At 56.5% G+C, this 23,648-nt stretch carries 20 protein-coding genes and 1 tRNA gene; 2 read left to right on the forward strand and 19 right to left on the reverse strand.

Going from position 1 to position 23,648, the window contains the following annotated elements; genetic code table 11:
- Positions 1–26 precede the first annotated feature (26 nt).
- The 3 genes from HOO88_00715 to HOO88_00725 form a co-directional block, all read right to left on the reverse strand.
- Positions 27–1,733: a hypothetical protein gene (locus HOO88_00715; protein NOU35290.1), complete on the reverse strand. Its 1,707-nt coding sequence runs from the start codon at positions 1,731–1,733 to the stop codon at positions 27–29.
- 155 nt (positions 1,734–1,888) lie between these two features.
- Entirely contained in the window at positions 1,889–2,596 is a 708-nt protein-coding gene (locus HOO88_00720) for a LysM peptidoglycan-binding domain-containing protein (GenBank protein ID NOU35291.1), read from the reverse strand.
- 2 nt (positions 2,597–2,598) lie between these two features.
- Positions 2,599–3,642 carry an NAD-dependent epimerase/dehydratase family protein gene (locus HOO88_00725; protein ID NOU35292.1) on the reverse strand — a complete coding sequence of 348 codons (1,044 nt, stop codon included), beginning with the start codon at positions 3,640–3,642 and terminating at the stop codon, positions 2,599–2,601.
- Between the two features lie 28 nt (positions 3,643–3,670).
- On the opposite strand from HOO88_00725, the gene thiL reads away from it, so the two are divergent.
- Positions 3,671–4,576, forward strand: coding sequence for a thiamine-phosphate kinase (gene thiL, locus HOO88_00730; GenBank protein NOU35293.1), 906 nt, complete (start codon positions 3,671–3,673; stop codon positions 4,574–4,576).
- A gap of 9 nt (positions 4,577–4,585) precedes the next feature.
- Here the strand turns inward: thiL and HOO88_00735 are convergent, their stop codons facing one another.
- Positions 4,586–4,999, reverse strand: coding sequence for a hypothetical protein (locus HOO88_00735; protein ID NOU35294.1), 414 nt, complete (start codon positions 4,997–4,999; stop codon positions 4,586–4,588).
- A 169-nt stretch (positions 5,000–5,168) separates the two neighbouring features.
- Positions 5,169–5,244: transfer RNA gene (locus HOO88_00740), tRNA-Ala, on the reverse strand.
- A gap of 285 nt (positions 5,245–5,529) precedes the next feature.
- Here HOO88_00740 and HOO88_00745 point away from each other — a divergent pair.
- Positions 5,530–7,254, forward strand: a complete 1,725-nt coding sequence (locus HOO88_00745) for a DEAD/DEAH box helicase (GenBank protein NOU35295.1) — start codon at positions 5,530–5,532, stop codon at positions 7,252–7,254.
- Between the two features lie 17 nt (positions 7,255–7,271).
- Here HOO88_00745 and HOO88_00750 read toward each other — a convergent pair whose 3' ends face one another.
- The 14 genes from HOO88_00750 to HOO88_00815 form a co-directional block, all read right to left on the reverse strand.
- Positions 7,272–9,752, reverse strand: a complete 2,481-nt coding sequence (locus HOO88_00750) for a hypothetical protein (protein NOU35296.1) — start codon at positions 9,750–9,752, stop codon at positions 7,272–7,274.
- Positions 9,718–11,502: a DUF4340 domain-containing protein gene (locus HOO88_00755; protein NOU35297.1), complete on the reverse strand. Its 1,785-nt coding sequence runs from the start codon at positions 11,500–11,502 to the stop codon at positions 9,718–9,720. The genes HOO88_00750 and HOO88_00755 overlap by 35 nt, the downstream gene beginning before the upstream one ends.
- A 4-nt stretch (positions 11,503–11,506) precedes the next feature.
- Entirely contained in the window at positions 11,507–12,946 is a 1,440-nt protein-coding gene (locus HOO88_00760; protein ID NOU35298.1) for a GldG family protein, read from the reverse strand.
- An 18-nt stretch (positions 12,947–12,964) separates the two neighbouring features.
- Positions 12,965–13,696 (reverse strand): ABC transporter permease, encoded by a 732-nt coding sequence (locus HOO88_00765; protein ID NOU35299.1) that lies wholly within the window; start codon positions 13,694–13,696, stop codon positions 12,965–12,967.
- Positions 13,693–14,643 (reverse strand): ATP-binding cassette domain-containing protein, encoded by a 951-nt coding sequence (locus HOO88_00770; GenBank protein ID NOU35300.1) that lies wholly within the window; start codon positions 14,641–14,643, stop codon positions 13,693–13,695. The genes HOO88_00765 and HOO88_00770 overlap by 4 nt, the downstream gene beginning before the upstream one ends.
- An 86-nt stretch (positions 14,644–14,729) precedes the next feature.
- Complete coding sequence (locus HOO88_00775) at positions 14,730–16,700, reverse strand: ATP-binding cassette domain-containing protein (GenBank protein ID NOU35301.1); 1,971 nt, start codon at positions 16,698–16,700, stop codon at positions 14,730–14,732.
- A gap of 5 nt (positions 16,701–16,705) precedes the next feature.
- Entirely contained in the window at positions 16,706–17,734 is a 1,029-nt protein-coding gene (locus tag HOO88_00780; protein ID NOU35302.1) for an HlyD family efflux transporter periplasmic adaptor subunit, read from the reverse strand.
- A 29-nt stretch (positions 17,735–17,763) separates the two neighbouring features.
- Positions 17,764–18,147, reverse strand: coding sequence for a four helix bundle protein (locus HOO88_00785; protein NOU35303.1), 384 nt, complete (start codon positions 18,145–18,147; stop codon positions 17,764–17,766).
- Positions 18,148–18,182: 35 nt separating this feature from the next.
- Positions 18,183–19,451, reverse strand: coding sequence for a TolC family protein (locus HOO88_00790; GenBank protein NOU35304.1), 1,269 nt, complete (start codon positions 19,449–19,451; stop codon positions 18,183–18,185).
- Between the two features lie 46 nt (positions 19,452–19,497).
- On the reverse strand, positions 19,498–20,304 hold the full coding sequence (locus tag HOO88_00795) for a uracil-DNA glycosylase (protein NOU35305.1): 807 nt from the start codon (positions 20,302–20,304) through the stop codon (positions 19,498–19,500).
- A 60-nt stretch (positions 20,305–20,364) separates the two neighbouring features.
- Positions 20,365–21,234, reverse strand: coding sequence for a 1,4-dihydroxy-2-naphthoate octaprenyltransferase (gene menA, locus HOO88_00800; protein NOU35306.1), 870 nt, complete (start codon positions 21,232–21,234; stop codon positions 20,365–20,367).
- Between the two features lie 153 nt (positions 21,235–21,387).
- Positions 21,388–21,798 carry a DoxX family protein gene (locus HOO88_00805; GenBank protein ID NOU35307.1) on the reverse strand — a complete coding sequence of 137 codons (411 nt, stop codon included), beginning with the start codon at positions 21,796–21,798 and terminating at the stop codon, positions 21,388–21,390.
- On the reverse strand, positions 21,791–22,939 hold the full coding sequence (locus HOO88_00810) for an FAD-dependent oxidoreductase (GenBank protein ID NOU35308.1): 1,149 nt from the start codon (positions 22,937–22,939) through the stop codon (positions 21,791–21,793). The genes HOO88_00805 and HOO88_00810 overlap by 8 nt, the downstream gene beginning before the upstream one ends.
- 7 nt (positions 22,940–22,946) lie before the next feature.
- Positions 22,947–23,645, reverse strand: a complete 699-nt coding sequence (locus HOO88_00815) for a hypothetical protein (protein NOU35309.1) — start codon at positions 23,643–23,645, stop codon at positions 22,947–22,949.
- Between the last annotated feature and the right edge of the window lie 3 nt (positions 23,646–23,648).

Genomic DNA, 23,648 nt, shown 5'->3' on the forward strand with positions numbered 1-23,648 from the left:
ATCGCGATCCCTTTTTTTTGGTCCAATTATTCAAATGAACGTTTCTTGGTTTCATCGTCAGGCTGCGTCGGCGGACCTTTTCTGAAAAATCCTGACCTTCCGGAGTTGCCGACCACTGGCGACGCCGGAATCTGGACTCGTTCCGGGCGGACACTCCGGGTTTCGTGAACCGGGCTGGGTACAGAAATCTGCTGTGATACCGGTGCAGCAACCGGGCTTTCGCTCCTTTCAGGCGAGTGGACGGCCTGCCTGTGTTCGGTCGACGGCAGAGTTGCGGGTTTGCGTGTTTCGATTGGCTGGACGGGTTTTTTTCGTTCGGACGGTTGCGTCAAGGTCGGTTTATGTTCCTCGATCGGCTGGACGGTCTGCCTGTGTTCGGTCGACGGCAGAGTTGCGGGTTTGCGTGTTTCGATCGGCTGGACGGTTTTCTTTCGTTCGGACGGTTGCGTCAAGGTCGGTTTTTGTTCCTCGATCGGCTGGACGTTTTTGCGGTCTGGCACCGAGGACTCCCAATTGCGCCGCTCGTTGCTGAACGTGTGTACTTCGGTCGCTTGTTTGGACATCTTCTGCCGTGTGCCGGGGTCGGTCCGTTCGAGCTTCATCGAGGTTTTCTGGCTGGTGACGACCGATTCCATAGGCCGGACCAGCTGTGAAGTGTGGCGCTGCGGTTCGGGCAGTCTGGCCGTCCGGGATTCCTGTTCGCGGAACGTGTGTGCCGGACGAAGATCCTTATCGTCATGGCGGCGGCGGTACTCATCCCGCGTGTGTTCTTCCCAGCGTGGTTCGGCCCGGTTTCTCCAGCGGGCATGCTCGTAGATCGGATCGTACCAAGTGTGGTGCCGGTGGCTTTCAAACCAAGGGAAAATTCCAATGCGCAGGTAGGTACCATCGTAGTAATCACCGAAGTAGTAGTGGCTGTAGCGAGGATAGGCAAACAGACTGACCTGTAACAGGCCCATGTCGATGACGATACCGGGAGTGAATGTGAAGCCGACCCGACCATAAACCGAAGCCGGGAAATAAACGGGTGCAAACAGCACGCCGCGGCGCTCCAGTGAATAATCCCAGTGTCCTTCGGCAAAGATGTAGCCGCGCGGTGTCGTAACATAGTGCGCCGGAACCCAAACCCAGTTCGGCTGCGCTTTTAACCAGTATCCAGCCCGCCGGATATAGTGTTCCTCGGACCAGTACATACACGGAGGTACCCAGATCATATCCGAAGATATCTGGACGCTGACCGGCTCAAGATCTTCAATCACCGGTGGCGGCGGCAGATACGCGATGTTCCGAACGCCGGCAGGCGCCCAGAATCCGGCAACCCATTCCCAGCCTCCGGACACCTGAACCCAGTATCCAGGCGTCCAGGACATGTTCGGCGGAGCCGCCCGCCAGCAAGCGCTGACCCAGATGTAGCCGAGCCGATCGGCATCCCACGCCCAGTATCCTGGAATCCAGACAAACTGCTGGCCCTGCGGCTTCTCTGCCGACGGGATTTCTTCAATGTTGGGCGGAGGTTGCTGCGGAACGACCAGTCCGGCTTGAATTTGCATGGTAACGGGTTCGGCAAAAGCTTCGTGTATTGGGCCGCGGCCCAGAACTTCGGGTTGCTCCTGAGCGGGGGTTGCCGGGGGAGTCGTGTCGGTATCCTGTGCGAACAGCTGGTGGCTGCACAGCGATGTCGCGGTGAGAAGAGCAAGAGTCCATGTTGAAGAACGAGAACGGTATTGACGCATAATCGACGCTCCCAAGTTAATATTTCTGTCATTTCAGTGTGATGGTTCGATCAAAAAAAAGAACCCATCAAACTGCCGAGAATGTAGCTCAAAATGGGAAATATAGCGAATATAAACGGGGCGTCGCGAAACGTGACAGCTTTGAAAAATACGTTTTACAGACTCGGGATGGCGAGCGTCTGACCAATCTGAATATCGGTTTCGGTTTTCATCTGCTCGCGGTTGGCCTCGTAGATTTTTTTCCACTGCGAAGCGTCGCCGTACACCGCGCCGGAAATCCGCGAAAGGGTATCGCCGGGGCGGACGGTATAGGTGCGGGCCGGTTTCGGTGCCGGAGCTGCGACCGGCGCGGGCCGCGCTGGCGGCGGTTCGGTCAGAAGCGTTTTCACGCTGGCCGCAGGGGAGGCACTTGCGCCGCCCGCTGTTTCAAGCTGTTTGCGAAGCATATTGTTTTCGCGCGTCAGCCGCACCAGTTCGCCAGCCACGTCGCCTCCGGCTCCGCCGACTTCTCCGGCCAGCGAAACTTTGGCCTGCTTAATCCATTCCTGAATCAGCGCGCGCTTTTCGGTGAGTGGGCGTTTTTCGAGATAGCGCTCATAATGATAAACGGCGCGGACATAATTTTTTTTCTGCTGGTGATAAATCATCGCCAGTTCCAGATCGGGGCGGCCGAGTTCCGGATTTTTCGTCAGCGCGGCATCAAACTGTTTAACGGCGTCGTCCCAGTCTTTTTGCTGAACCAGCTCGAGGCCTTTGCTGACACGCGAATCTTTTTCGTCCGCCGCGTCGAGTGTCGCTCCGCTCTTCTGGCCGCATCCGGTCAGCAACAGCGAACAGAGTATGAAGAGAAGGAACGTTTTCATAATCAGAAGAACAGCTTGAAGAATTTCAGAATACCCTGACTCCACGGAACGCGGTGTGAGACGCCGCCTTTGCCTGCGAAAGTATGCAGGTTGGCGAGGTACCACTCGTAGTTGCGCACCAGTGCCTGCTTGTTGGAAAACTTCGGATGAAAGTTCAGCTTCCGCTCAATCTTCTCTGTCGAGACAAACGAATCCTCGCAGGCGGTTTCATAAACCCACTTGTAGAGCGGCGACAGCTTGAAGAACTCCAGAATGCGCAACGCCCAAATGATCGGCTTGGCCGGAGTCCCGATAATCTTTTTCCCGAATCCGGCGCGGTCGAGCACGGCCTGATAATCTTCCTTCATCGTCGTGAAGTCGGTTGCGCCGATATTGAACGTGTCGTTCACCGCCGCCGCGTCTTTGATGAGGCAGAGGTAGATCGCTTCGCAGAGGTCTTCGACATCGAGCAGCTGGTATCGGTTGTTACCGCTGCCGATCATCGGAAACCGTTTGCCGTCTTTCGCCCAGTCGTAGAGCAGGGCAAACACGCCGAGCCGTTCCGGGCCGACAAACGACTTCGGACGGATGATCGGTACGCACATTCCTTTGGCGCGGGCTTCCAGACAGGCTTTTTCCGCTTCGATCTTGGCGATGCCGTACGGGCCGACGCCGATCAGCTTGTCGTCTTCGAGCAGTGGATGGTGATCCGGAATTCCGTAAACGGCTGTCGAAGAGATATGCACGAACCGCTCGACCTTTTCCTTTTCCGCTGCGGCCAGCAGAATGCGCGTACCTTCGATGTCGGTGGAAAAAATTTCTTCCTTTGTGTACAGCGGTAAAGCGGCGGCGGTATGAATGACCCAGTTCACGCCCTTCATCACTTCGCTGACGGTCTTGGCATTACGGATGTCACCGACCACGGCTTTGATTTGGTTTCTTTCTGGATAATCGAACTCGACGAGATCCAGCACGGTGATATCGGTGACGCCCTGCCGGAGCAGATAGCGGATCGCGTTAATGCCGAGGAACCCGCTACCGCCGGTGACCAAAACCTTCTTGTTCATAAAGCGCTCCTGAACTAACCTTGAGTCGATGAAAACACTGAAAGACGTCGGAGAACATAACGCCATTGCCGCGCTGACTGCAAACCTGAAAGCCGTCGGCGACGACTGCGCCGTTCTGCCGCTCGACGCGAACTATGACCTTGTCCTCACCTCCGACCCGCTCATCAGCGGTGTACACTTCACGCCCGGCACCGATCCTGAACAGATCGGCTGGAAAGCCGCCGCTCGCGTCCTGAGCGACTTTGCCGCGATGGGCGCCGACCCGCAGTACCTGCTCATCAACCTCGTCGCGCCGCCGGAACAGGATTTCCAAACCTTGGAAAAAATTTACGCCGGCGTTTCCAAGGTTCGGAAACTGTTCGACGTTGATCTCGTCGGCGGCGACCTCGCGCAAGGGCCGGTACTCGAACTGCACGTCTTCGGCGTCGGGCGCGTCGCTAAAGGTAAAGCACTGCTCCGTTCCGGCGCGCGCCCCGGCGATGTCATCTACGTCACCGGCCCGCTCGGCGGCTCATTCGAGAGCGGCAAACACCTGACCTTTATGCCGCGTATCAAAGAAGCCAAATGGTTGCGGCAGTCCGGCTTCGTTCGCTGCATGATGGATATCAGTGACGGCCTCGCCACCGATCTGCGCCATATTCTCAAGGCGTCAAAAGTCGGCGCGGCGCTGGATGGCGCGGCGATTCCGAAAATAAAAACGGTGGAACAGGCGCTGTTCGACGGCGAGGATTTTGAACTGCTCTTCACCGTTCGCGCTGAAGATGCCGACGATTTTGATTTCCAATGCTTGGAGAATTTAGATCAGCAGTTTCCCGCGTCACTCGCTTGCGCGAGCAAGCGGCTGGCAAGGATTGGAACCATCACCGACCAGCCGGAAATCCTGACGCTCGACGGCATCGTTCTGGAGCGCAAGGCGTTTGAGCATTTTAGGTGAACGCGGTGGTTAGTTTTTCTTTTTATTCAGCTTCTTACAGTTGAAGTATATTGATCGGGCGCTCAGTGATGTCGCTACGCCTACAAAGACCAGTAACTCAGCTTCTCCTCTCTCATAATCAGGAGAGGCCATTACCCAGAGGCAACTGATTGATGAGAACAATGCAAGCCAGTAGATCAGTTGGTAAATGCCAAGTGTATTGGTGAAAAACCGTAACAACGCTATGCAAAAACCCATGACGTAATAAAGTAGAACTGCGCTGATTAAAAAAAATGCTCCCATAAAAACGATTTCTTTTAGCTCAACGGCGTTAAGAAACATCACAACTACCCACGCAAGAAGTATCGATGCATATGTGGCTTTACGAGCGACGCTACGCTCATGAAAGAAACTGCTCGTTATGGTCTTAATTGATTTAATCATTGTGAAACTAATATTTAATGGGTGTCTGACGCATTTTCTTTGGAACAAGGCTAAGCATAGGGGTCGGTTTGTGGTGTTGGCAACATCTCTATTGCCAGATGTTGATTATGGCGACGTGCTATGCGGCATGACGCATATTCGAAATACCGAAGAGATGAGGAGCAAAAGGTGGTGGAGCGAAAGGGGATCGAACCCTCGACCTCCACGTTGCGAACGTGGCGCTCTACCAATTGAGCTACCGCCCCGAAAAGAAGGCCGGAATATATCCGCGCCGCCCGTTCGCCGACAAGCGTTTAATCCTTGAAATGCTTCCGCCGGGTGAGGGCACCCGGCCTACAGTCCAGTTTGTAGGCCCGCTGCCCTCAGCGGGCGTCTCACTCTCCATGTGAAAAAATCTCCTGAATATTTAGGTTGATCTTCGGGCGGGCGATGTCCATCCTCCGCGCTCCCTCAAATTTTGAGGCCCCGGTGTTTACTTGCAGGAATGAAGATCGGTTATTTGGGTTCCTGCAATAAACATGGGTGGTTCAATGAAGTTTACCGAATTGGGACTTAGTCCCGAAATTCTCGAAGGCATTTCACGCCTTGGGTTCGAAACCCCGACGCCGGTTCAGGCCGCCGTCATTCCTGCGATCCTTAAAAACGGTCGCGATCTCGTCGCTCTGGCACAAACCGGTACCGGCAAAACCGCCGCGTTCGGCCTGCCGGTTCTGCAGATGCTCGACACCGACATCAAAACACCGCAGACGTTGATTCTCTGTCCGACCCGCGAGCTCTGTATGCAGATTGCCCGCGACCTTGAAAATTTTGCCGCCTGTGTGCGCGGTGTGAGAGTGCTGGCCGTTTACGGCGGAGCCGACATTAAGCCACAGTTAGCGGCGATGGTTCGCGGCGTTGATATCGTCGTTGCCACGCCGGGCCGCATGGTTGATTTGCTGCGCCGCAAGCGCGCCGACTTTTCCAAGATCAAGCGCGTGGTGCTCGACGAAGCCGACGAAATGCTGAACATGGGTTTTGAAGAAGACCTCGAAGCGATTCTTTCTGAAGTGCCGGACGGTGCGCAGACGCTGCTGTTTTCGGCGACGATGCCGCGGCAGGTGGCGTCGATTGCCAAGAAGTACATGAAGGATCCGGAAGAGATCACGGTCGGCACGCGCAACGCCGGTGCCGAAAACGTCAGCCACGAATATCTGGTGGTTCACGCCAAAGACCGCTACCGCGCGCTCAAGCGCCTCGCCGATTTTTATCCGGACATGTACGGGATTGTTTTCTGCCGCACGCGTCAGGAGACGCAGGATATCGCCGATCACCTCGGCAAAGACGGTTATAAATCTGAATCGTTGCACGGCGATCTGACACAGCAACAGCGTGACCGCGTAATGAAACGGTTCCGCGCCCGCGAACTGCAAATGCTGGTCGCCACCGACGTCGCCGCGCGCGGTCTCGATGTGACCGATCTGACGCACGTCATCAATTACAGCCTGCCCGACGATCTCGGCAGTTACACGCACCGCAGCGGCCGTACCGGCCGCGCCGGCAAAACCGGCGTTTCGATTGCGCTGATCAATATGCGCGAGCACAACAAGGTCAAGTTCATCGAAAAACAGCTGGGCCGCAGATTTGTACAGCGTTCCGTGCCGACCGGCGCGGATATCTGTCAGGCCCGCTTGCTCGGCTTGATGGAACGGCTGAGCCAGATGAATCCGGAGCCGGGACTGATTGACGAAATTCTACCGTCGCTCTGTGCGAGCCTCGAAGGCGTTTCGCGCGAAGAACTTTTGCGCCGTTTCGCTTCGATGGAATTGCAGCGCATGCTCGACTACTACAGCAAAGAGCCGGACATTAACGCCGAGCCGTTGCACGAAGGCAGCCATGCCGCGCGCAAAAAACAGACCGCCGCAGGCGGACTGGTTGAGCTGTGCATGAATATCGGCAAAGCCAACCGGCTGGCACCCAAGCAGCTGATGAATCTGGTGAATGTCGCCGACCGTGCCAGCAGTGTGGAAATCGGCCGGATCAATATCACGCATCTGCAATCATTTTTTGAAGTTCCGCGCGATGCCGCGCAGGCCGTGATCGACAGCTTCGCCAAGAGCCTGGTTGATTTTGAAGGCCGCCGCGTCAGCGTGACGCTGGCCGGTGCCGGCAATCCCGCGAAGCGCGACGAAAAACGCGCCGCCAATCCGCATCGTCCGAACCATCCGAAGAGCAACCACGCCAAAGGCGGAAAAAAGCCCGGCCATTGGCAGAAATAGTTTCCGGCTATCGGAACCTATTTTTCCTTGGAGCGGCCGAGCAGGTTGGGAACTTCTGTGGGCAGGTTGACGAAGCGCCATTCCGGCTTTTCGATCGGCCCTTCGAGTTTGAATTCCAGCAACCGGAAGAATGGCGCGGTTCCTTCCCGCAATGCACCGATGGCTAAGCGCTGGAGTTGGTTGCCTTCTTTTTCTCCACCGCTTGTCTGTCGTAGCGGTTCGGCGGCGACAGTGAAGTTGAGACCTTTTTCCGGCGAATAATTTCCGCGTCCACGGGCGCTGAAGAGCGTTCCGCCAAGCTGTGCGTTGTCGCTCCAAATGGCTTTGTCGTGCAGTTCGTAGTCGGCGGAAAAGGCGGTGAGGGAGAAGAGCTTGAAGCCGGAGAACGTGGACTGAATCAGCCGTGAGAATCCGCCCAGAAACGGTACGTCGGCCAGATGTCCGTCTTTAATTTCGACCCGGCCGTTACCTCGCGCGGATTGCCAGAATCCGGTTTTTGCATCTGCGGTGAGGTTGAGTGTGGCGGAAAGCCGGCCGTGTGTGCGGCCATAGTCGCCGGCGGAGAGTTGTTCCAGCATCTGGCCCAAATCGATCTGATTAACTTTGGCGTTGATGCGGTAGGGCGCGGAGCCGTCCGTAAGAAGAATATCAAATTCGGCGGAGCCTTCGGCAAATCCGTCGTAGAACTGAATGGCCGAATTGGTGAAGAGAAGCTGCGTTCCGCGCGCCTCAATATCGGTATTGAAAAGAGATGCCCGCAGTTTGCTCATACTCACATCTTCGGCGTGAAATGTTCCTTTGAAGGCGTGGTTGGTCCATCCGAGGTAGTCAATCTGTCCTCGCCCGGCGGTGTAGACCGGCCCGGTAAAGCGGAACTGTTCGAGGACGGTGTGTTCTTCCGGTGCCAGCGCGCGGGCAACATCCGCCGGAGAGAAGCTGTTGGTGGCATTGAAAAAAGCGATGCCCCGATTGAAGTCCACCTGTACGCTGCCGTCGAATTGTTCCTTAGCGCGGACGGCATGAACCGGCGTCAGGTCGAGCATCTGGTTGGAGTACACCATGAACGCTTCGAGGTGTTCAATCGGCACGCCGCCGCAGGTGAAGCGGTTGCCGGAGAGCGTTCCGGCGATGGCAACCGATTCGTCGGTTCCGGATTGCGAAATGGTCAGATCGGCTTTCGGCCATTCGGTCGGAAAATTGAACCGGAGGAGGAAGTCCCGGAGGTCTTCGTCGTAACCGCCGGCAATATTGGGATCGCATTGGGTCTGTGCATGGGCTGTCCATGCCTTGGAGTCCAGATCGAGAATGAGGCTGGCGGAAAGAGAGCCGCCATTGACGCGGGCCTGTAGATTGCTCACCTCAACCCGGCTACCGTCGCGGGTGAGGTTGAAGGCGAGCGGGTCGAGTGTGATGTCGTGGCGCTTAAGGTGAGCCTGCTGCACCTGCACCGCAACTTTTTCAGCCAGCAGGGTGTACGGGGCCGGACCGGCTGACGCGGTGAAGTCGAATCGTCCGTAGGGTTTGACTCCGGTCTGCGCGACGGCGGACTGCGCCTCGTCGGGCAGCAGATTAAACAGATCGGCGGCGGAAAGGGTGTTTTCGACGGATACCTGCGCGTTGCTGGTATTGAGATTAATTGCGCCGTGCAGAGCGAGATGCTCAATATCCGACCGGTTCAGCCGCAGTGCGGCGAGCGTCCAGACGGAATCGCGGTAGCTGAGTTCGCCGTTGAGCCGTTTGTAAACGCGGTCGCGCCAGGTGACTCCTTTGGCGGACAGAGCGGCATCCAGAAACGATTCTTCAGGCCGGATATCGTTGAAATTAAAATTCAGACTGAGCTGCGGCGGCTGTTCACATTTCAGCCGGCTCAGTGCGTCCGCCGCTTTAGCGGCACGGCGGCGGAAATCGGTGCCTTGCTGCGTTTCCAAGCCGGAGAAAATAGCGGTGCCCTGCGCGAAAATGTTGATGCCGCCCCAGTCCAGTTCGGCCTTTTCGACGCGAATCTGCCCGGGCGCGGCGGTCAGCGATGCTCTCAGCCGGCCGACGATCCGGAACGGGTGATTTTCAGGAAGTACGCTTTCCCACGGACTGCCCAGAGAGACGCCAAGATCTTTGACATAAACTCTGACATGCCAGCCGCCTTGTCCGGGGTTTTTCCAGTCGACCGGCCAGGGCAGAAGATAAAGTTTTTTTGCGCTCAGGAGCGGTTGCAGGTCATCCGGTGACGTGCTGTAGAGCCGGACGTTTTTCAGTACCCAGCCGCGGTGCGGCGAGAGCCGGATGGACTCAACCTGTAACGGAATGCCCTCCGCCTGAACCTTTGTGATGATGCGGTGCGTCAGGCCGGGCGGCAGGCCGACAACCAGCAGCGCAAAAAGCGTCAGCAAAAGAGAAAGGCCGAGCGCAAATCCCGTCAGACGGAAAATATGCAGCCGGAGTTTTGCCGGGCGGGCTGCGCGCGGTTCAGGGCTGTTTGATTTCTTCAGCGTGTTTTTCAATGGGCACCGTCAGTTCACGGGTGAGAGTTTGCGCAGTTTCTTCTGAAACCACAAAGACAATGTTCTGGCCCTGGATCATGGCAAAGCGTCCGTCTCCGGTTTTTGCGCCGACCAGAACAATCCGTCCGATGACATTGGTATCGCTGAGCGCAACCGTCAGCGAAGTTTGCGGTACGTCCAGTCCGTATGGCTGGAGAGAAGACGGGTTGAAATCAACATAACGTTCGGCGCGCAGATCGTTGAGCGCCCACATGATATCGGTCAGCGCTTTGGGGCTGACCTGGCGATCCGGCTGACCGGCTGCAAAAACCCCGGTATCGGTTTTCTGAACGGATCGTTCAGTTCCGCCGGTTTGCATGGTGATTTTTTGAATCAGTGTCGGGCTGACCTCAAGCACAGTGCGGCTGCGGTAAAAGAGCGGATCGGCGAAGCTGTCCCGGATGATGCTGTCGGCGGTGGTATAAATCGCCGGCTCATCGTTGTATTGAACCATTCGGAGTCCGTTCGTACCGGATGCGCTGATATGCAACGTATTGGTTTTGTTATCGGACGTCAGTGCGACGGTCCACGGGGCGGTCTTCATTTGCGCGGTCTGTGCGGCGGAAGGTTCGTCCACAAACGTTTCAACGGTGGCTTCGGCGAGCGCCTTCAGCAGCAGGGTGGTCTGCTCCGGATCGGCATCCCAGCGTACGGGACGGACGACCTGCCACAGGGTATTGGTGCGGACGAGATCAACCTGCTGCTCATTGCGGGCGAGTTGTATGGCGGTGACACGGTCCGCCTGCAGACCAAGCACGCTGCGGCTGCGCAGCAGGTCGTCGTCGATTTCCAATTCTCCGGCCCATGCGGCCGGCATGGTGAAAACGGAGTCGCTTTCGACCCGCTTGGCGTAGAGTGTTTCCGGTTTTTCGGGAACCGGTTTTCCGACGAGCAGGGTCTGTGTGCGTTCATCCTGCATGAAAACCGTCAGAGCAAAGGCCGGTTTTTCGAGGCCGTAAGCCGTCAGGTCGGCTTTTTTATCGGTGACAAAATCCGTGATGCGTCCGGAAAATATTTTTTCAATCAGCGTATGCACAGCCTGTTTGTCGGCCCGGCCTGCATGCGGCTGTTGAAGGACCCAGCCGTTATTTTCCGGCTGGCGAAGCTGAAGGAATCCGCCGGTACGGCGCAGGTCAAGACCGCGCACGGCGGACGGTTCGCCGGAGAAAATCGTACGGTCGCGAATCCACGAAGGATCCTGCGGAACGAGGTTCAGCAGGGTTTGCGGCGCGGCGATAATGTCGCCGCCGCCTTCGGGCATGACATAGAGTGATTTGCCGACCGGCGCATCGCGGCCGATCAGCCAGGTGAATGTGCCGCGATTGTTTTTGAACGTGATGCGTGCCCGCGGAGCATCGAAGCCGTAGGCGGACGGCGCGAGGTTCCGTTCGCGGAGCGTTTCCGCCGTGATGAGTTCGCCGCGCTCAACGCGAACCAGACCGGCGATCATTTTTTCAACCAGACCGGAATCAAGCGGTGCGTCCGCCGGTTTGGTGAGCCGCCAGATCCCGGCGGTCTTGGTGCATTCAATTTGAACGCCGTCGCGTTCCAGCAGGATCCGCTCAATACTTTCCGGATAAACGGCAAACACAGTTTTTGTGCGCCGCATCTGCTGGTGCGAGTTTTCGCTGCCGCGTTCAAAGAGCAGAATGAATCCGCCGAGCAGGAGCACGCCGATTAGAAGCATCCAGTTGGACATTCTGTGTTTCATGGAATTATTTTCTTCTCCGGAACCAGAGTGCGGTGCCCACCAGCGCGGCCAGTGCCGGAATGATGCCGATGGTGCTCCAGAAAAGGGTGCGGACTTTTTCGCGGGATAGCTTCAGGCGCGTATCATCCACATCCTTGGGAGTGATAGCCATCAGCTGTTCGCGGTCGAGCAGCCAGTTGAGTGAGCTCATGAAAAGGCTGGTATCGCCGCCGGTCAGGCCGCTGTTGGAAACAAAGCCGGAATCGCCGAAAACGACCAGCCGTGACGGACGGATTTTCATATCCAGCACACCGGCGGTATCGCCTTTTTCGACTGCGACGGCCAGAGAAACCGGGCCGGGCATGTCGCCGGTACCGGCATCGTATTTTGCCGGAACCTGGTCAGGCTGTGCTTCCGCCCAGCTGTTTTTTGAAGAGAGCGCCAGCGGCGTCACTTTCGGGCGGTCGGCCGAGGCGTTTTTGAGCAGAGCGTAGTCCGGCTGAACAGAGCGCGGCAGATGGAAAATAGCGGCGGTGGTGCCGAGTTTAGCGGTGATGGGATGGCGGTTGTAGGCGGAGACGAAAACTTCGCGGCCGGTCAGCGTGCGATCCGGATCGATAACGACATCGTTGCGCAGCAGCACACCCCATTCGCGGAGCAGCTTTTCAAGCCCCGAGGTTTGTCCGGTATCCGCCAGCACCATCAAACGCCCGCTGCGGTGGAGCCAGACGGAAATCAGATCGGCTTCTGCGCCCGACATACTTTGCGAAGCACCGGCGATCAGCAAAGCCGAGCAGTCGGCGGGAATTTGTTTTTCGGTGCTCAGCAACAGCGGTTTAACTGAAATATTGTCGCGCTCAATCAGCTGGGCAGCGCCGGAAAATCCGGTGCGGCGGTCGAAGTCGGTGATGTCGCGCTCGCCGTGGCCGGTCAGAACGTAAACCACCGGAATCGTTTTTTGAACGACGCCCTGAATGGCGGACGAGAAGGCCAGCTCGCCTTTAAATGAGGTGATCCGGTCAATCCCGCTGGACTTGTCGATATTGGCGATTTCGTCGGCGCGGACATATTTGCTGCGGCCATCGCAGTCGAAGACCACCACGTTGGGTTCTTTTACCTGATACTTCACCGCCAGCTCCTCTGTCTGGGAGATGTCGCGGTCGGGATCCACCCATTGGATGTTCAGGCGGCTGCTGCGGAACTGGTATTCGCGGAGCAGGTTGTGGATGTCTTCGTAGAGCACATTGCCGGGCTGAAAGAAAACGGTTACTTCGACCGGTTTATCGAGACTTTCCAGCAGGCCGATTGTTTTGGATGAGAGTTTATAAAGTTGCGTCCGGCTCCAGTCCTCGCGGTAGTAGTGGCGGAAGGAAAGATAATTGACCATCAGCGTGACGACCAGCGCCAGCAGTAAAGCGGCGCCGGTGTTGAGCGTGATCCATAAACGGTGTCTGCGGTTTTTCATGATCAAACATTCCATGCTTTAGCGGCGGGCTTCGACCGCCTTCACGGTTGCGAAGAGGAAAAAGATGGTCGCGCTCAGATAGAGCACCAGTGAGCGGGAATCAAACACGCCGCGCGCTGCCTCCAGCAGGTGCAGTGCGGAGGAAAGGTAGCCGCCGACCTCGCGAACCATCAGATTTTTTGAAAGGTGCGGTTCAAAGAGTCCGCCGAAAAACAGAAGACTCATCACCGAGAAGGTCGAAATGGCCGCGATGATCTGATTCGAAGTCAGCGCCGAAGCCAGCAGGCCGAGCGCGATAAAAGCTGAGGCAATCAGGCAGACCATCAGATAACCGCCAGCAATCGGGCCGGCATCAATCAGGTGTGCGACTTCGGGGGCCAGCAGACGGACGATTACCAGATAGAGCAGGGTCGGCGCGCACATCACGATGAAGAAGGAAAGAACGCCCGCAAACTTGGCGCCGACCACGGCGGAATCTTTCACCGGCGCGGTCATCATCGTTTCAAACGTGCCGTTTTTGCGTTCTTCGGCAAAGGTGCGCATGGTGAGAATCGGTATCACGATCAGCATGCAGGCCCAGATCACCACCATCAGCCCTTGTACGGAGCGCATTACTTCCAGATTTTCTTTCACCAGCCAGTAGAAGCCGCAGCCGGTCACCAGCAGGAAAAACATCAGCATCACATAGGCGATTGGCGAAAGGAACATCGCCGCCAGCTCACGCCGCCAAAGTGAAAAAAAAGTCCTCATCGTTTGGCCTCCGTCGCGGCATCGTCGCGGATGATGGATACAAAAATATCTTCGAGCGAGCGGCTTTCCAGATGCAGTTCGCGGAGCTTCCAGCCTTTGGATGCCGCACATTCAAAAACCTGTGTGCGGATATCCGGCGATGACGAATCAATCCGGTACCGGTTCCAGCCTTCGCCCAGCGATTCATGTTCCACCACGTCCACCGTACCGAGGCTTTTCAGTGTCGCCTCAATCACGCCGGGGTCGCCGGAAATTTCGGCGCTGATCAGAATGTCGCCTTCAAGCCGCTTTTGCAGGCTTTCTGGCGAGTCGGACGCCACGATTTTCCCTTTGTTGATAATCAGAATCCGGCGGCAGGTCATTTCGACTTCCGGCAGAATGTGAGTTGAAAGCAGCAGCGTATGGCGTTCGGCCAGCTGGCGGATCAGTTCGCGCACTTCGCGGATCTGGTTCGGGTCGAGACCGGCGGTCGGCTCGTCGAGAATCAGCAGATCGGGATCGTGAAGCAGACTGTCGGCGAGGCCGACGCGCTGGCGGTAGCCTTTGGAAAGCTGGCCGATAATCCGGCGACCGACTTCGGTGAGTCCGCACTGTTCTTTTACAATATCTTGCCGCCCGCGGATTTCTTTGCGCGCCACGCCCTTAATCTGGGCGCGGAACTTCAGATATTCATCTACCCGCATTTCGGTGTAGAGCGGGCAGCTTTCCGGCATGTAACCGATGTGGCGGCGAGCCTCAATCGGATCTTCAAAAACATCGCAGCCGGCGATTTCCACCGCGCCGCGTGTCGGGTGCAGAAACCCGGTCAGCATACGCATCGTCGTAGTTTTTCCGGCGCCGTTCGGGCCGAGAAAGCCGACGATTTCGCCGCGCTTCACCTCGAACGACACATCGTCCACCGCCGTATGGCCTGCAAACTGTTTAGTCAGATTGGAAACTTTAATCATATACAAAGCGCTCCGGAAACAACCGTGGCATTATCTATGAGAAGCCTTGGCAGTCAAGCCGCGTAACCGGTTTCGACCTTGGAAAACTACTCGTAGCGCAGGGCTTCGATCGAGTCGAGTTTGGAGGCTTTCATGGCGGGCCAGAGGCCGAAGAAGATGCCAATGAAGACAGAAAAGCCGAAGGCGACGATGATGGAGAGGTTGCTGATTTCCATCGGCCAGCCCGCGCCTTTCGCCATTCCCAGACTGAGGCCGACGCCCAGCGCGAGGCCGGACAGTCCGCCGAGCAGGCTGATGGCGAGCGCTTCGATCAGAAACTGCGCCATAATATCCTGACGGCGTGCGCCGATGGCTTTGCGCAGGCCGATCTCGCGGGTACGTTCGGTGACAGAGACGAGCATGATGTTCATGATACCGATGCCACCGACGATTAGCGAAATGCCAGCGATACTGGCGAGCAGGATGGACATGATCTTCGTGGTGGAGCCGAGCGCAGCCTGAATCTCGGCCATATTGCGGATGTCGAACGGATTTTCAGACGGATTCTTGCCGTGGCGGGTGGCCATGAGCGTCTGAATGTCGTCCTGCGCCTGCGGGATGTTTTCGACCGTGTCGATTTCTGCATCGATATTGTCAATGTACCGTTTTCCGAGAAGCCGATACATGGCGGTGGTGATCGGAATGCGGACGGTATCATCCTGATCGCCGAATGCGCTGGAACCCCGTTCGGGCAGAACGCCGATGATTTCGTAGGATCTCCGGTTGACGCGGATGGTTTTGCCTATGGGATTTTCATTTTCGCCGAACAGGTTGCGGAGCGGTGTCATGCCGATTACGGCAACTTGTGCACGATTTAAAATGTCGTCGTCGGTGATGTATCGTCCAAGGGTCGGAACCTCGGAACGCATGGGGGCATAATCGGGCGAAACTCCGGAAACGGATGTGGCCCAGTTTTTTGAGCCGTACTGGAGCTGTACATTGCCGCGCACCGATGCCGCGGCACGTTTGACGGATGGAATTTTTTCGGCAATAGCAGAAGTGTCGCTGAGAACCATTCTTGAAACATCTCCCGCCTGCAACCGTACCCCCTGAACGCTGCGTGAAGCGGGGTGGATGTTCAGCAGATTAGACCCGAGACGGGCGAGCTGTTCTTTCACTGAAGCTTTGGCGCCGAGAGCCAGTGAAACCATCGCGATGACTGCGGCCACACCGATCAAAATGCCCAAAGCAGAAAGGAAGGTGCGCGCTTTGTTATTCCAAAGCGCCCGCAGACTTTGCCGGGTGAGGGCGGTGCCTTCGTGCACTACGGCCAGCCAGCTTCTTCTCTGTGCACTTGCGCGGAGAAGTTCCAGTACTTCTTCTTTTGCACCTTCATGAATCACCGGCGTTTCGTTGCGGCGGTCTTCCTGAATTTCTCCGTCGCGAATGGTGATGATGCGGTCGGCGTGTTCAGCTACTTCAATATCGTGTGTGACGAGAACCACGGTGAGTCCCTGCCGGTGCAGAGCGCGGAAAAGCGACATGATGTCTTTGGAGCTTTTGGAGTCGAGGTTGCCGGTCGGCTCGTCGGCCAGAATGATGGAAGGATTGTTGACCAGAGCGCGGGCGATGGCCACGCGCTGCTGCTGTCCGCCGGACAGCTCATTCGGGCGGTGGTGCATCCGGTCGCCGAGTCCGACGCGTTCGAGCATTTTCTGTCCGCGCAGTCCTTCCGAGGTTTTTCCGGAATAGAGCAGAGGCAGGTTGACGTTTTCAAGCGCTGAGGCGCGCTGAAGCAGGTTGAACTGCTGAAAGATGAAACCGATCGTGCGATTGCGCAACCGTGCGGTTTGCGTATCGGAAAGCTTGGTGACGTCTTGGCCGTCTATTTCGTACGTTCCGCTTTCGGGCCGGTCGAGCAGACCGATGGTGTGCATCAACGTGGATTTGCCGGAGCCGGAGGTGCCGATGATGGCAATGAATTCGCCGTGTTCAATGGTGAGCGAAACATTGCGCAGGGCGTGTACGGTGTACTCGCCCATCTGGTAGCTTTTGCAAATGCTGTTTAAGCGGAGCATGGCGATTATTGAGCTCCGGAGCGGCTGGGACTTCCCCCTTGCGAACGCGTCGGCGGTGAGCCGCCGCCTTGCGGGCGGGAGCCGGTTGATGATCCGCCGGGCATGAACGGGTTGGCCCCACTCCCTTTTTTGCGAACGACTTGCGGAATCAGAACTTCCTCGCCAGCCGCAAGGCCTTTGGTGATTTCGGTGAAAGCGTTTTGACTGAGGCCGGTTTTAACCGGACGAGACTCCGGCTCTTTGCCGTCTTTGGCGGGCAGGCGAACAAACGATTTTCCTTTTCGGTATTCAAGCGCGGCGGTCGGAACCGCCGGGACATCTTTATGTTCTTCCACCAGGAAAGTCAGCGTGGCGGTCATCCCGCTGCGGGCGAAGGCCGGCAGATTTTCCGGAGAGACGTCCACTTCGTACATCGTGACATTGCTGACCATTTTTGAATCGTAGGCGATGCGGCTGACGGAGCCTTCAAATGCGGCATCCGGATAGGCATCGAGCTGTACGTTCACATGCTGGCCGGGGAAAATCGCGCCAATATCGGTTTCGTCCACCTGTCCGACAATAATCAGCCGGTCGGCAATCACAATAACGGCATTAGCGGACGATACAGTTTGTCCGGGCTCCAGCGTGCGGACAATGACTGTGCCGCTGAGCGGGGCGACCAGCGGAGCGGCTTTGTAAACCTGCTCCCAGTATTTTACCTCGTCCTCGCCTTTGGCGCGGGCGGTGTCAAGCAGGGTGGCGCGCTCGGTTGAGCTGATCCATGCAACGATCTGACCTTTTTGAACCATGTCGCCTTCGTTCACGAGCAGTTCTTCGAGGCGGCCCGATATCGGTGATTTGACTTCCAGCCGGTTGTCCGGACGGATCTCGCCAGTACTTTCAACGACGCGGCGAAGTGTTTTCAGTTCCACTTTGGCAGGCACAAATTTTTGTGCTTCAGCGGCGCTGGCGGCCTTTTTTTTGTGCGCTGTGTAAAACCAGAATCCGCCACCAGCCAGTGAGAGCACGATAAAAACAAAAATGGTTTTCTTCATAATGGATCCTTGTTTTCAGGAGTCAGGGGTCAAGAGTCAGGAGTCAGTAAGAATTTCTCCGGTTCCTTGATCATGGCACCAAGCATCTTTCCTATTTCATGGTTCAACGCCGTCATGTCCGCATGTTCATCGATCGTGATATAGCCGCAATCACGGGCAAAATCCAGAGACGTGTCCGTTTCAGAATTCTCACCATCACAATCTGTAAGCTTGCTCACGAAATGTGCCGCATAGCGGCGCTTGGCCCACGCTTCTCTTAAATTCATTGGAACCGAGCGCGATGACCGGCGTCCCTGACTGATCAGCGCATACCGCTCTTCTGCAGGAAAACGCTTGCTGACTTCAAAGAAGATCATGGCCAGCCGATAGGACTTCTTGTACACCTCCAGCTCTTTGATGTTCTGCACAGCCATGGCTTTACTTTCCAGTCTCTGACTCCTGACCCCTGTTACCTGATCCCTGAAATTCCCATCGCGTTCTGCCAGGCGGCTTCCGCCTGATCGGCCGCCCGCCGGCTCGACAGCCAGCTGCGCTGGGCCGTGATTAAAGAATTTTCAATCGTATCCCAGTCCTGAAAGCTGATCAGCCCCTGCTGGTACTGCGCTCTTGCCACCGTTGCCCGCATATCCGCCGCATCCAACTGTGCTTTCTGCACACTCAGGGCGGCGTAACGGTCGCGGTAGGTGTTGATCGCGGTCTGCAGATTATTCAGCAGAGTCAGTATCGTATTCTCAGCATCCAGTTTTGACTGCTCGCGTTTCAGGCCGGAAATGATGATGTCCTGCGAAAGCTTTCCGCCGGTAAAGAGCGGCAGGGAAACGGCGATGCCGGTCTGCCAGCTTTTGTTTTTAATCTCCGTTTCACCGGAGCCGTTCAGGCTGGCGGAGGCCGTGACCTGCGGAAAGCGGGCGCTGCGTGTGATGATAAAGCCCTGTTCAGCGGCTTTCATGTTGGCTTCAGCTGAATGATACGACGGCGTCTGCCGCGCCAGTTCATCCAGCGACACTCCTGTCGGCGGCGGGTTTGTGCTTAACTCTCCGGCGACCGCGAAATCAGAAAACTTAGTTTGCTTCATCAGGCCTGCCAGACGGCGGCGGGCCAGTTCCAGCGCCCGCTCCGTTTCTCCGACACTGTAAAGCGCGTCCGCGAGCTGTGCCTGTTTCAGCATCAGCGAACCTTTGTTTTCGCGGCCGCCTTGATAGCGCATTTCAACCAGCCGCACACTGTCAGCGCGACGCGACGCGATATTTTTCACCAGATCGAGCAGTTCCTGTGCGTAGAGCTGATCTGAAAAAGCTTTGCGCAAGGCATACTCAACATTCGAGCGGGTTTGATCGAAGTTGGCTTTTTCGGCGTAAAGTTCCGCCTCGGTTTTAGTCACCCGGGCGCGGTTGCCGAACCCGTCAAAGATCGTATAGCTGGCGTTAAGTGAAGCCGACAGACTGTCGGTGTTGTTCCAGCCGTCGGAACTCTCCGGCTTGCTTCCGCCGACTGACCGGCCTGCTTTGGCAGTTAAGTCGGGATAATAAACCGATTGCTGCGACTTGAGCGCGGCTTCCGCCTCTTTCAGTTTTAACCGGCCGACTCCGAGATCAATATTGTTCTCCACGGTCCGACTGAAACAGTCCTGCCAGGTCAGTGCATCATCGGCATAGAGCGCACCCGCCAGTAAAAGCAGGGCCGCTACCACAGGGAAACGATGGAACTTTGGCAACATGGGTGCAGACTATAACGCCTGACCTTGGGGAAATACCGGAAAAATCTTATACTTTTTTCGGCGGGGCTTCCTTGCCGAGTTTTGTGAGGACGGCTTTGAGGTCGGCCCACGCTTCGCCTTTTTTCCCGGGCGAGCGGAGCAGGTAGGCGGGATGGTAGGTCGGCATGAGGTCGATGCCTTCGTACCGGCACCACGTTCCGCGGAATTTGGTGATGGCGACATCTTCCTGAAGCAGTCCCTGAACGGCGGTTTTGCCGAGCGCGACGATGATTTTTGGTTTGATGAGCGCGATCTGCGCTTTGAGATACGGAACGCAGGCGTTCATTTCTTCCGGCAGCGGAACGCGGTTGCCGGGAGGGCGGCATTTGACGATGTTGGCGATAAAAACCTCGGAACGTTTGTAGCCCATCGCCTCAATCATTTTGTCGAGCAGCTGGCCCGCCGCGCCGACGAACGGTCGGCCTTGATCGTCTTCGTCCGCGCCGGGGCCTTCGCCGACGAACAGTATGTCGGGCCGGTTCGGGTTGCCTTCGCCGGGCACCGTATTTTTGCGCGAGGCCTGAAGCGGGCAGGCGGAGCAGACGCGGATTTGCCCGGCGATTTCGTCGAGTGTTTTTCCGGTGACGCGAAGACTGCTTTGCGGAGTTGCTGTTGCGACCGGAACGGGACGCGGCGCAGAATTCGGGACTGACCCCTGACTCCTGTTCCCTGACTCCTGACCCCTGACCCCTGACTTCTGACTTCTGATTGCGGCCAGTGTTTCCGGCGAAACGTCCAGCGTTTGGAAGCCTTCCTCTTTTTTATATTCAAGGAAGTCCTGAAGGTTGTTCGCAAACTGTCTGATATCGGCCATTGCGGTTTTATGGATACCGGAATTTGTCCGGCGGCGGAAGTTTTTTGCGCGGACGTTTCTTCAAAGCGTCAGTCCGGCGGCGAGAAGTACGCCGAAGACCAGATAGAGCGCGGCGGTTTTTTGCGGCGCGTCGGCCAGATCGAGATTCAGTTCTGAAGCGGTGAACACGCGGTATATCTGCTTCACCGCGAGCGGCAGACTCAGCCACGGCAGAACGGTTCCGGCGGCACTCGTTGCGCAAAAAGCGATGACGACGAAAACGACGTACAGTTTTTTTGTCCGCTCCGCACCGAGTCGCATCGGAAGCGTTTTAAACCCCGCCTGCTTATCCATCTGGATGTCGCGCAGATTATTCACCAGCAGAATGGCGGTCACCAGACAGCCGCAGGAAAGCGCGGGCCAGAACGCGTCAGCGGTCACGGTTCCAGCGGCGGCGTAAAACGCGCCGTAGAAAAGCAACGGCCCCATCAGAATAAAAACGAACGGTTCGCCGAGTCCTTTGTATTTATAGCCTTTGCGGTGCGAATAAAACCACGCGCCCGTCAGTCCGGCGACACCCATGAACAGCAACGGCCAGCCGCATGCCGCCGCGAGCAGAAGACCCGCCGCCGCGCCGGTGAAAAGATAGAATCGGCCCCAGCGAAGCATGTATTCCGGCTTAACGACGCCTCCCGTCAGCAGTCCGCTTGAACCGCGCGCTTCAGCGGTGTCGAAGCCGAGCACGAAATCGTAGTAGTCGTTCAGCAGATTGACTCCGGCGTGCAGCAGCAGCGCGCAGTAAAGCATCAGCGGAAACATCATCCACACTACCGGCAGTCCTTGGGCGCGGGCCGACAGAAAAGCGCAGACCACCGGAATGATGGTGGCGGTAAACGAATAGGCGCGCAGTGCGCGCCACCAGATTCTAAACGTTATGCCAGTATTCGTCATACCTGCACCTTTGCCGTGATAAAGAATGTGACCAGCGAATGAATAAAATCTACGAATCAGAAAGCTGACGATGAGAACTGTTCATTCGTAGATTTCATATATTCGCTGGAGAAATCTCTTTTTCGGTTTTGTGAGTTAGCTTTCTGATTACGTTTATTTTCTGGAAATCATAAAATCAAGCGACCAGCGTCCGGCGCCTTTCAGCAGGAACAGCAGGGCGGGGAAAAAGTAGAGCCACGCCATTTCCTGCTTGGCAAACGGCTGGCCGTGGAGCGCGCCGAAAATGGCGACGCTCATGGTGCAGAGAATCATAAACGCCGCCGGACGGGTCAGCAGGCCGAGCGCCAGAAACGCCGCGCCGAAACTTTCCGCGAACGCGGCTAGAAACGCCATGACATGCGGCGCAGGTACGCCGAGGCTGGCGACGAATCCGGTGAATTGATCCATTCCGCCAACCAATTTTGTAATACCGTGGGTCATCATGGCCGTGCCGGTAAAGACACGCAGGAGAAAGATGCCAGCACAGGCATCTGGAGTTGTTCCGAACAGAAGCTTCTTAATCATGAGATACCTCCTTGAACAGTTTCGCGGCGATTCTGACAAATCCGGCAAAATTAGCGAGACAGGTGTTGCGGAATCCGCACATGAAATAGTGCAGGCGCAGACCGAGTTTTCCTTTAATCCAAATCCGGCTGAAGAGCTGTCCGACACTGTCGCTATGCAACGGAATCACCCAGCCCGCATCAAACGGACGAAACGGTTTGGTTGTCTTTCCGCGGTAGTGGCGCGCGATATTTTTTCCGGCGCACTTGCCCTCGTACCACGCAAAGTTGATCGCCTTACGCAGAATCTGACCGTTCTGTTCGACGGCGGCGGAATCCCCGGCGGCGAAAACATCCGGATAGTTCGGCAGCGAAAGATCGGGGTTTACTTTCAACCGTCCGTCGCCGAGCCGTGCGACGGTTCCTTTCAGTTCCGGTATCGCGAATGTCGAGCCGCCCGCCCAGCAGAAGAAACCATTTTCAAAGGTTTGATTTCCGGCAGTAACGTTCTGTCCGTCAAAGCCGGTTACGTGCTGACCGGGAAGAATCGTTGCGCCGGTGCGGGCGAGAAATGTTTTGATGTACTGCCGTTTTGCTTCCGGCAGGAACGGCAGAATGTCCGGCGCCGGATCAATCACTGTTACACGGCACGGTTTGTTTTCGGCTAGAGCGCGGTAATACAGGCTCATCGCCAGTTCCAGTCCGGTGTAGCCGCCGCCCGCCATCACGATATGCGGCTGTTTTGTTCGCCGCAGATAATTCACAAAGTCATTGCGGATGTGCAGGGCGGTTTCGAGCGAGTCGAGGTGATAAATCTGTTCGCGGTGCTGGTTGAATCCGCGGAAATCCGTCACCGAGCCGGCGGCGATCAATAACTTGTCGAAAGCAAATGTTTGGCCGTCTGCGGTCAGTGTTTTGGCGTTGAGATCTATAGAGCTGACCGACTTCTGAATGTGCCGGACGTTTTTCGGTAGAAGATTTGCCAGCGGAGAATACAACAGTTTTTCATCGAGCCAGCCGCCTGCCAAATCGGGCAGGGCAGGCAGCATCACCGTGGAACTGCGCGGATCGAACAGAACAATTTCTGTGTCCGCGCCGCGCAAAGCGCGGCAGGCCTGCCGTCCGGCAAAGCCGCCGCCGACAATGACCGTTTTACTGTTCATTAAAATCTCACGGCACTTTGATTGCGAAGTTGTCGCAACTGATTATTCCATTGCCGGGGGTTACCAGCGCGATCTTGTTCTTCGGGTATGCAATGCCTTCCGAACAAAGTGAGCCGACCAGTTTTCCGTCGATGAATGCCTGTATCATATCGCCTTTGACTCGAACCGATACGGCGTACCATTTACCGGATTCCAGTTGCACCGGAAACGCGGCTTCTTTGGTTTTCAGCAGCGCTTCCGTGGCGGCATCGACTGTTTTGGCAATTTTCATTGCGTAAATTTCATTCTTATAACCACCCGTCCTATCGTCGTATAGAACAAGTTTTGTTGTAGAGATAACAGCCCGGCAGATTTTTCCGCCGAGCGAATTGGTGTATCCCTTTTGAGCGAACGCCAGTTCGACCGGCCGGATTCCCGCAAACAGGAGATCGGCATTCAGCTCAACGTCGCTGGACGGCTCTATGGAGGCGGTGTGGACTGCGGGGTGGCCGCCGCCTTCTTCCTGAATACCGACTAGAATGCCGTTTGTAACGACCGACGAACATTTATACCGGCCCCACTTCCCCGACAGAACCGGGCCGGAGAAGTCGTCGGCGAAAACCTGCTGCTTATAATTTTCACCGGATATCGGCGCAATTTCTTCGGCGGTTGCCGTGCGGAATGAAACAGCCAGAAGCAGGGCAATAACAGGTTTCAGCAGGTTCATCTT

The sequence above is a fragment of the Kiritimatiellaceae bacterium genome, assembly GCA_013141415.1.
GTDB lineage: Bacteria > Verrucomicrobiota > Kiritimatiellia > Kiritimatiellales > Tichowtungiaceae > Tichowtungia.

Coding starts and splice junctions, on each gene's coding strand:
- HOO88_00815 (NOU35309.1), bottom strand. CDS start 23,645: ATGAACCTGCTGAAACCTGTTATTGCCCTGCTTCTGGCTGTTTCATTC.
- HOO88_00760 (NOU35298.1), bottom strand. CDS start 12,946: ATGAAAAACCGCAGACACCGTTTATGGATCACGCTCAACACCGGCGCC.
- HOO88_00755 (NOU35297.1), bottom strand. CDS start 11,502: ATGAAACACAGAATGTCCAACTGGATGCTTCTAATCGGCGTGCTCCTG.
- HOO88_00725 (NOU35292.1), bottom strand. CDS start 3,642: ATGAACAAGAAGGTTTTGGTCACCGGCGGTAGCGGGTTCCTCGGCATT.
- HOO88_00790 (NOU35304.1), bottom strand. CDS start 19,451: ATGTTGCCAAAGTTCCATCGTTTCCCTGTGGTAGCGGCCCTGCTTTTA.
- HOO88_00780 (NOU35302.1), bottom strand. CDS start 17,734: ATGAAGAAAACCATTTTTGTTTTTATCGTGCTCTCACTGGCTGGTGGC.
- thiL (NOU35293.1), top strand. CDS start 3,671: ATGAAAACACTGAAAGACGTCGGAGAACATAACGCCATTGCCGCGCTG.
- HOO88_00785 (NOU35303.1), bottom strand. CDS start 18,147: ATGGCTGTGCAGAACATCAAAGAGCTGGAGGTGTACAAGAAGTCCTAT.
- HOO88_00720 (NOU35291.1), bottom strand. CDS start 2,596: ATGAAAACGTTCCTTCTCTTCATACTCTGTTCGCTGTTGCTGACCGGA.
- HOO88_00795 (NOU35305.1), bottom strand. CDS start 20,304: ATGGCCGATATCAGACAGTTTGCGAACAACCTTCAGGACTTCCTTGAA.
- menA (NOU35306.1), bottom strand. CDS start 21,234: ATGACGAATACTGGCATAACGTTTAGAATCTGGTGGCGCGCACTGCGC.
- HOO88_00810 (NOU35308.1), bottom strand. CDS start 22,939: ATGAACAGTAAAACGGTCATTGTCGGCGGCGGCTTTGCCGGACGGCAG.
- HOO88_00805 (NOU35307.1), bottom strand. CDS start 21,798: ATGATTAAGAAGCTTCTGTTCGGAACAACTCCAGATGCCTGTGCTGGC.
- HOO88_00770 (NOU35300.1), bottom strand. CDS start 14,643: ATGATTAAAGTTTCCAATCTGACTAAACAGTTTGCAGGCCATACGGCG.
- HOO88_00775 (NOU35301.1), bottom strand. CDS start 16,700: ATGCTCCGCTTAAACAGCATTTGCAAAAGCTACCAGATGGGCGAGTAC.
- HOO88_00715 (NOU35290.1), bottom strand. CDS start 1,733: ATGCGTCAATACCGTTCTCGTTCTTCAACATGGACTCTTGCTCTTCTC.
- HOO88_00765 (NOU35299.1), bottom strand. CDS start 13,696: ATGAGGACTTTTTTTTCACTTTGGCGGCGTGAGCTGGCGGCGATGTTC.
- HOO88_00745 (NOU35295.1), top strand. CDS start 5,530: ATGAAGTTTACCGAATTGGGACTTAGTCCCGAAATTCTCGAAGGCATT.
- HOO88_00735 (NOU35294.1), bottom strand. CDS start 4,999: ATGATTAAATCAATTAAGACCATAACGAGCAGTTTCTTTCATGAGCGT.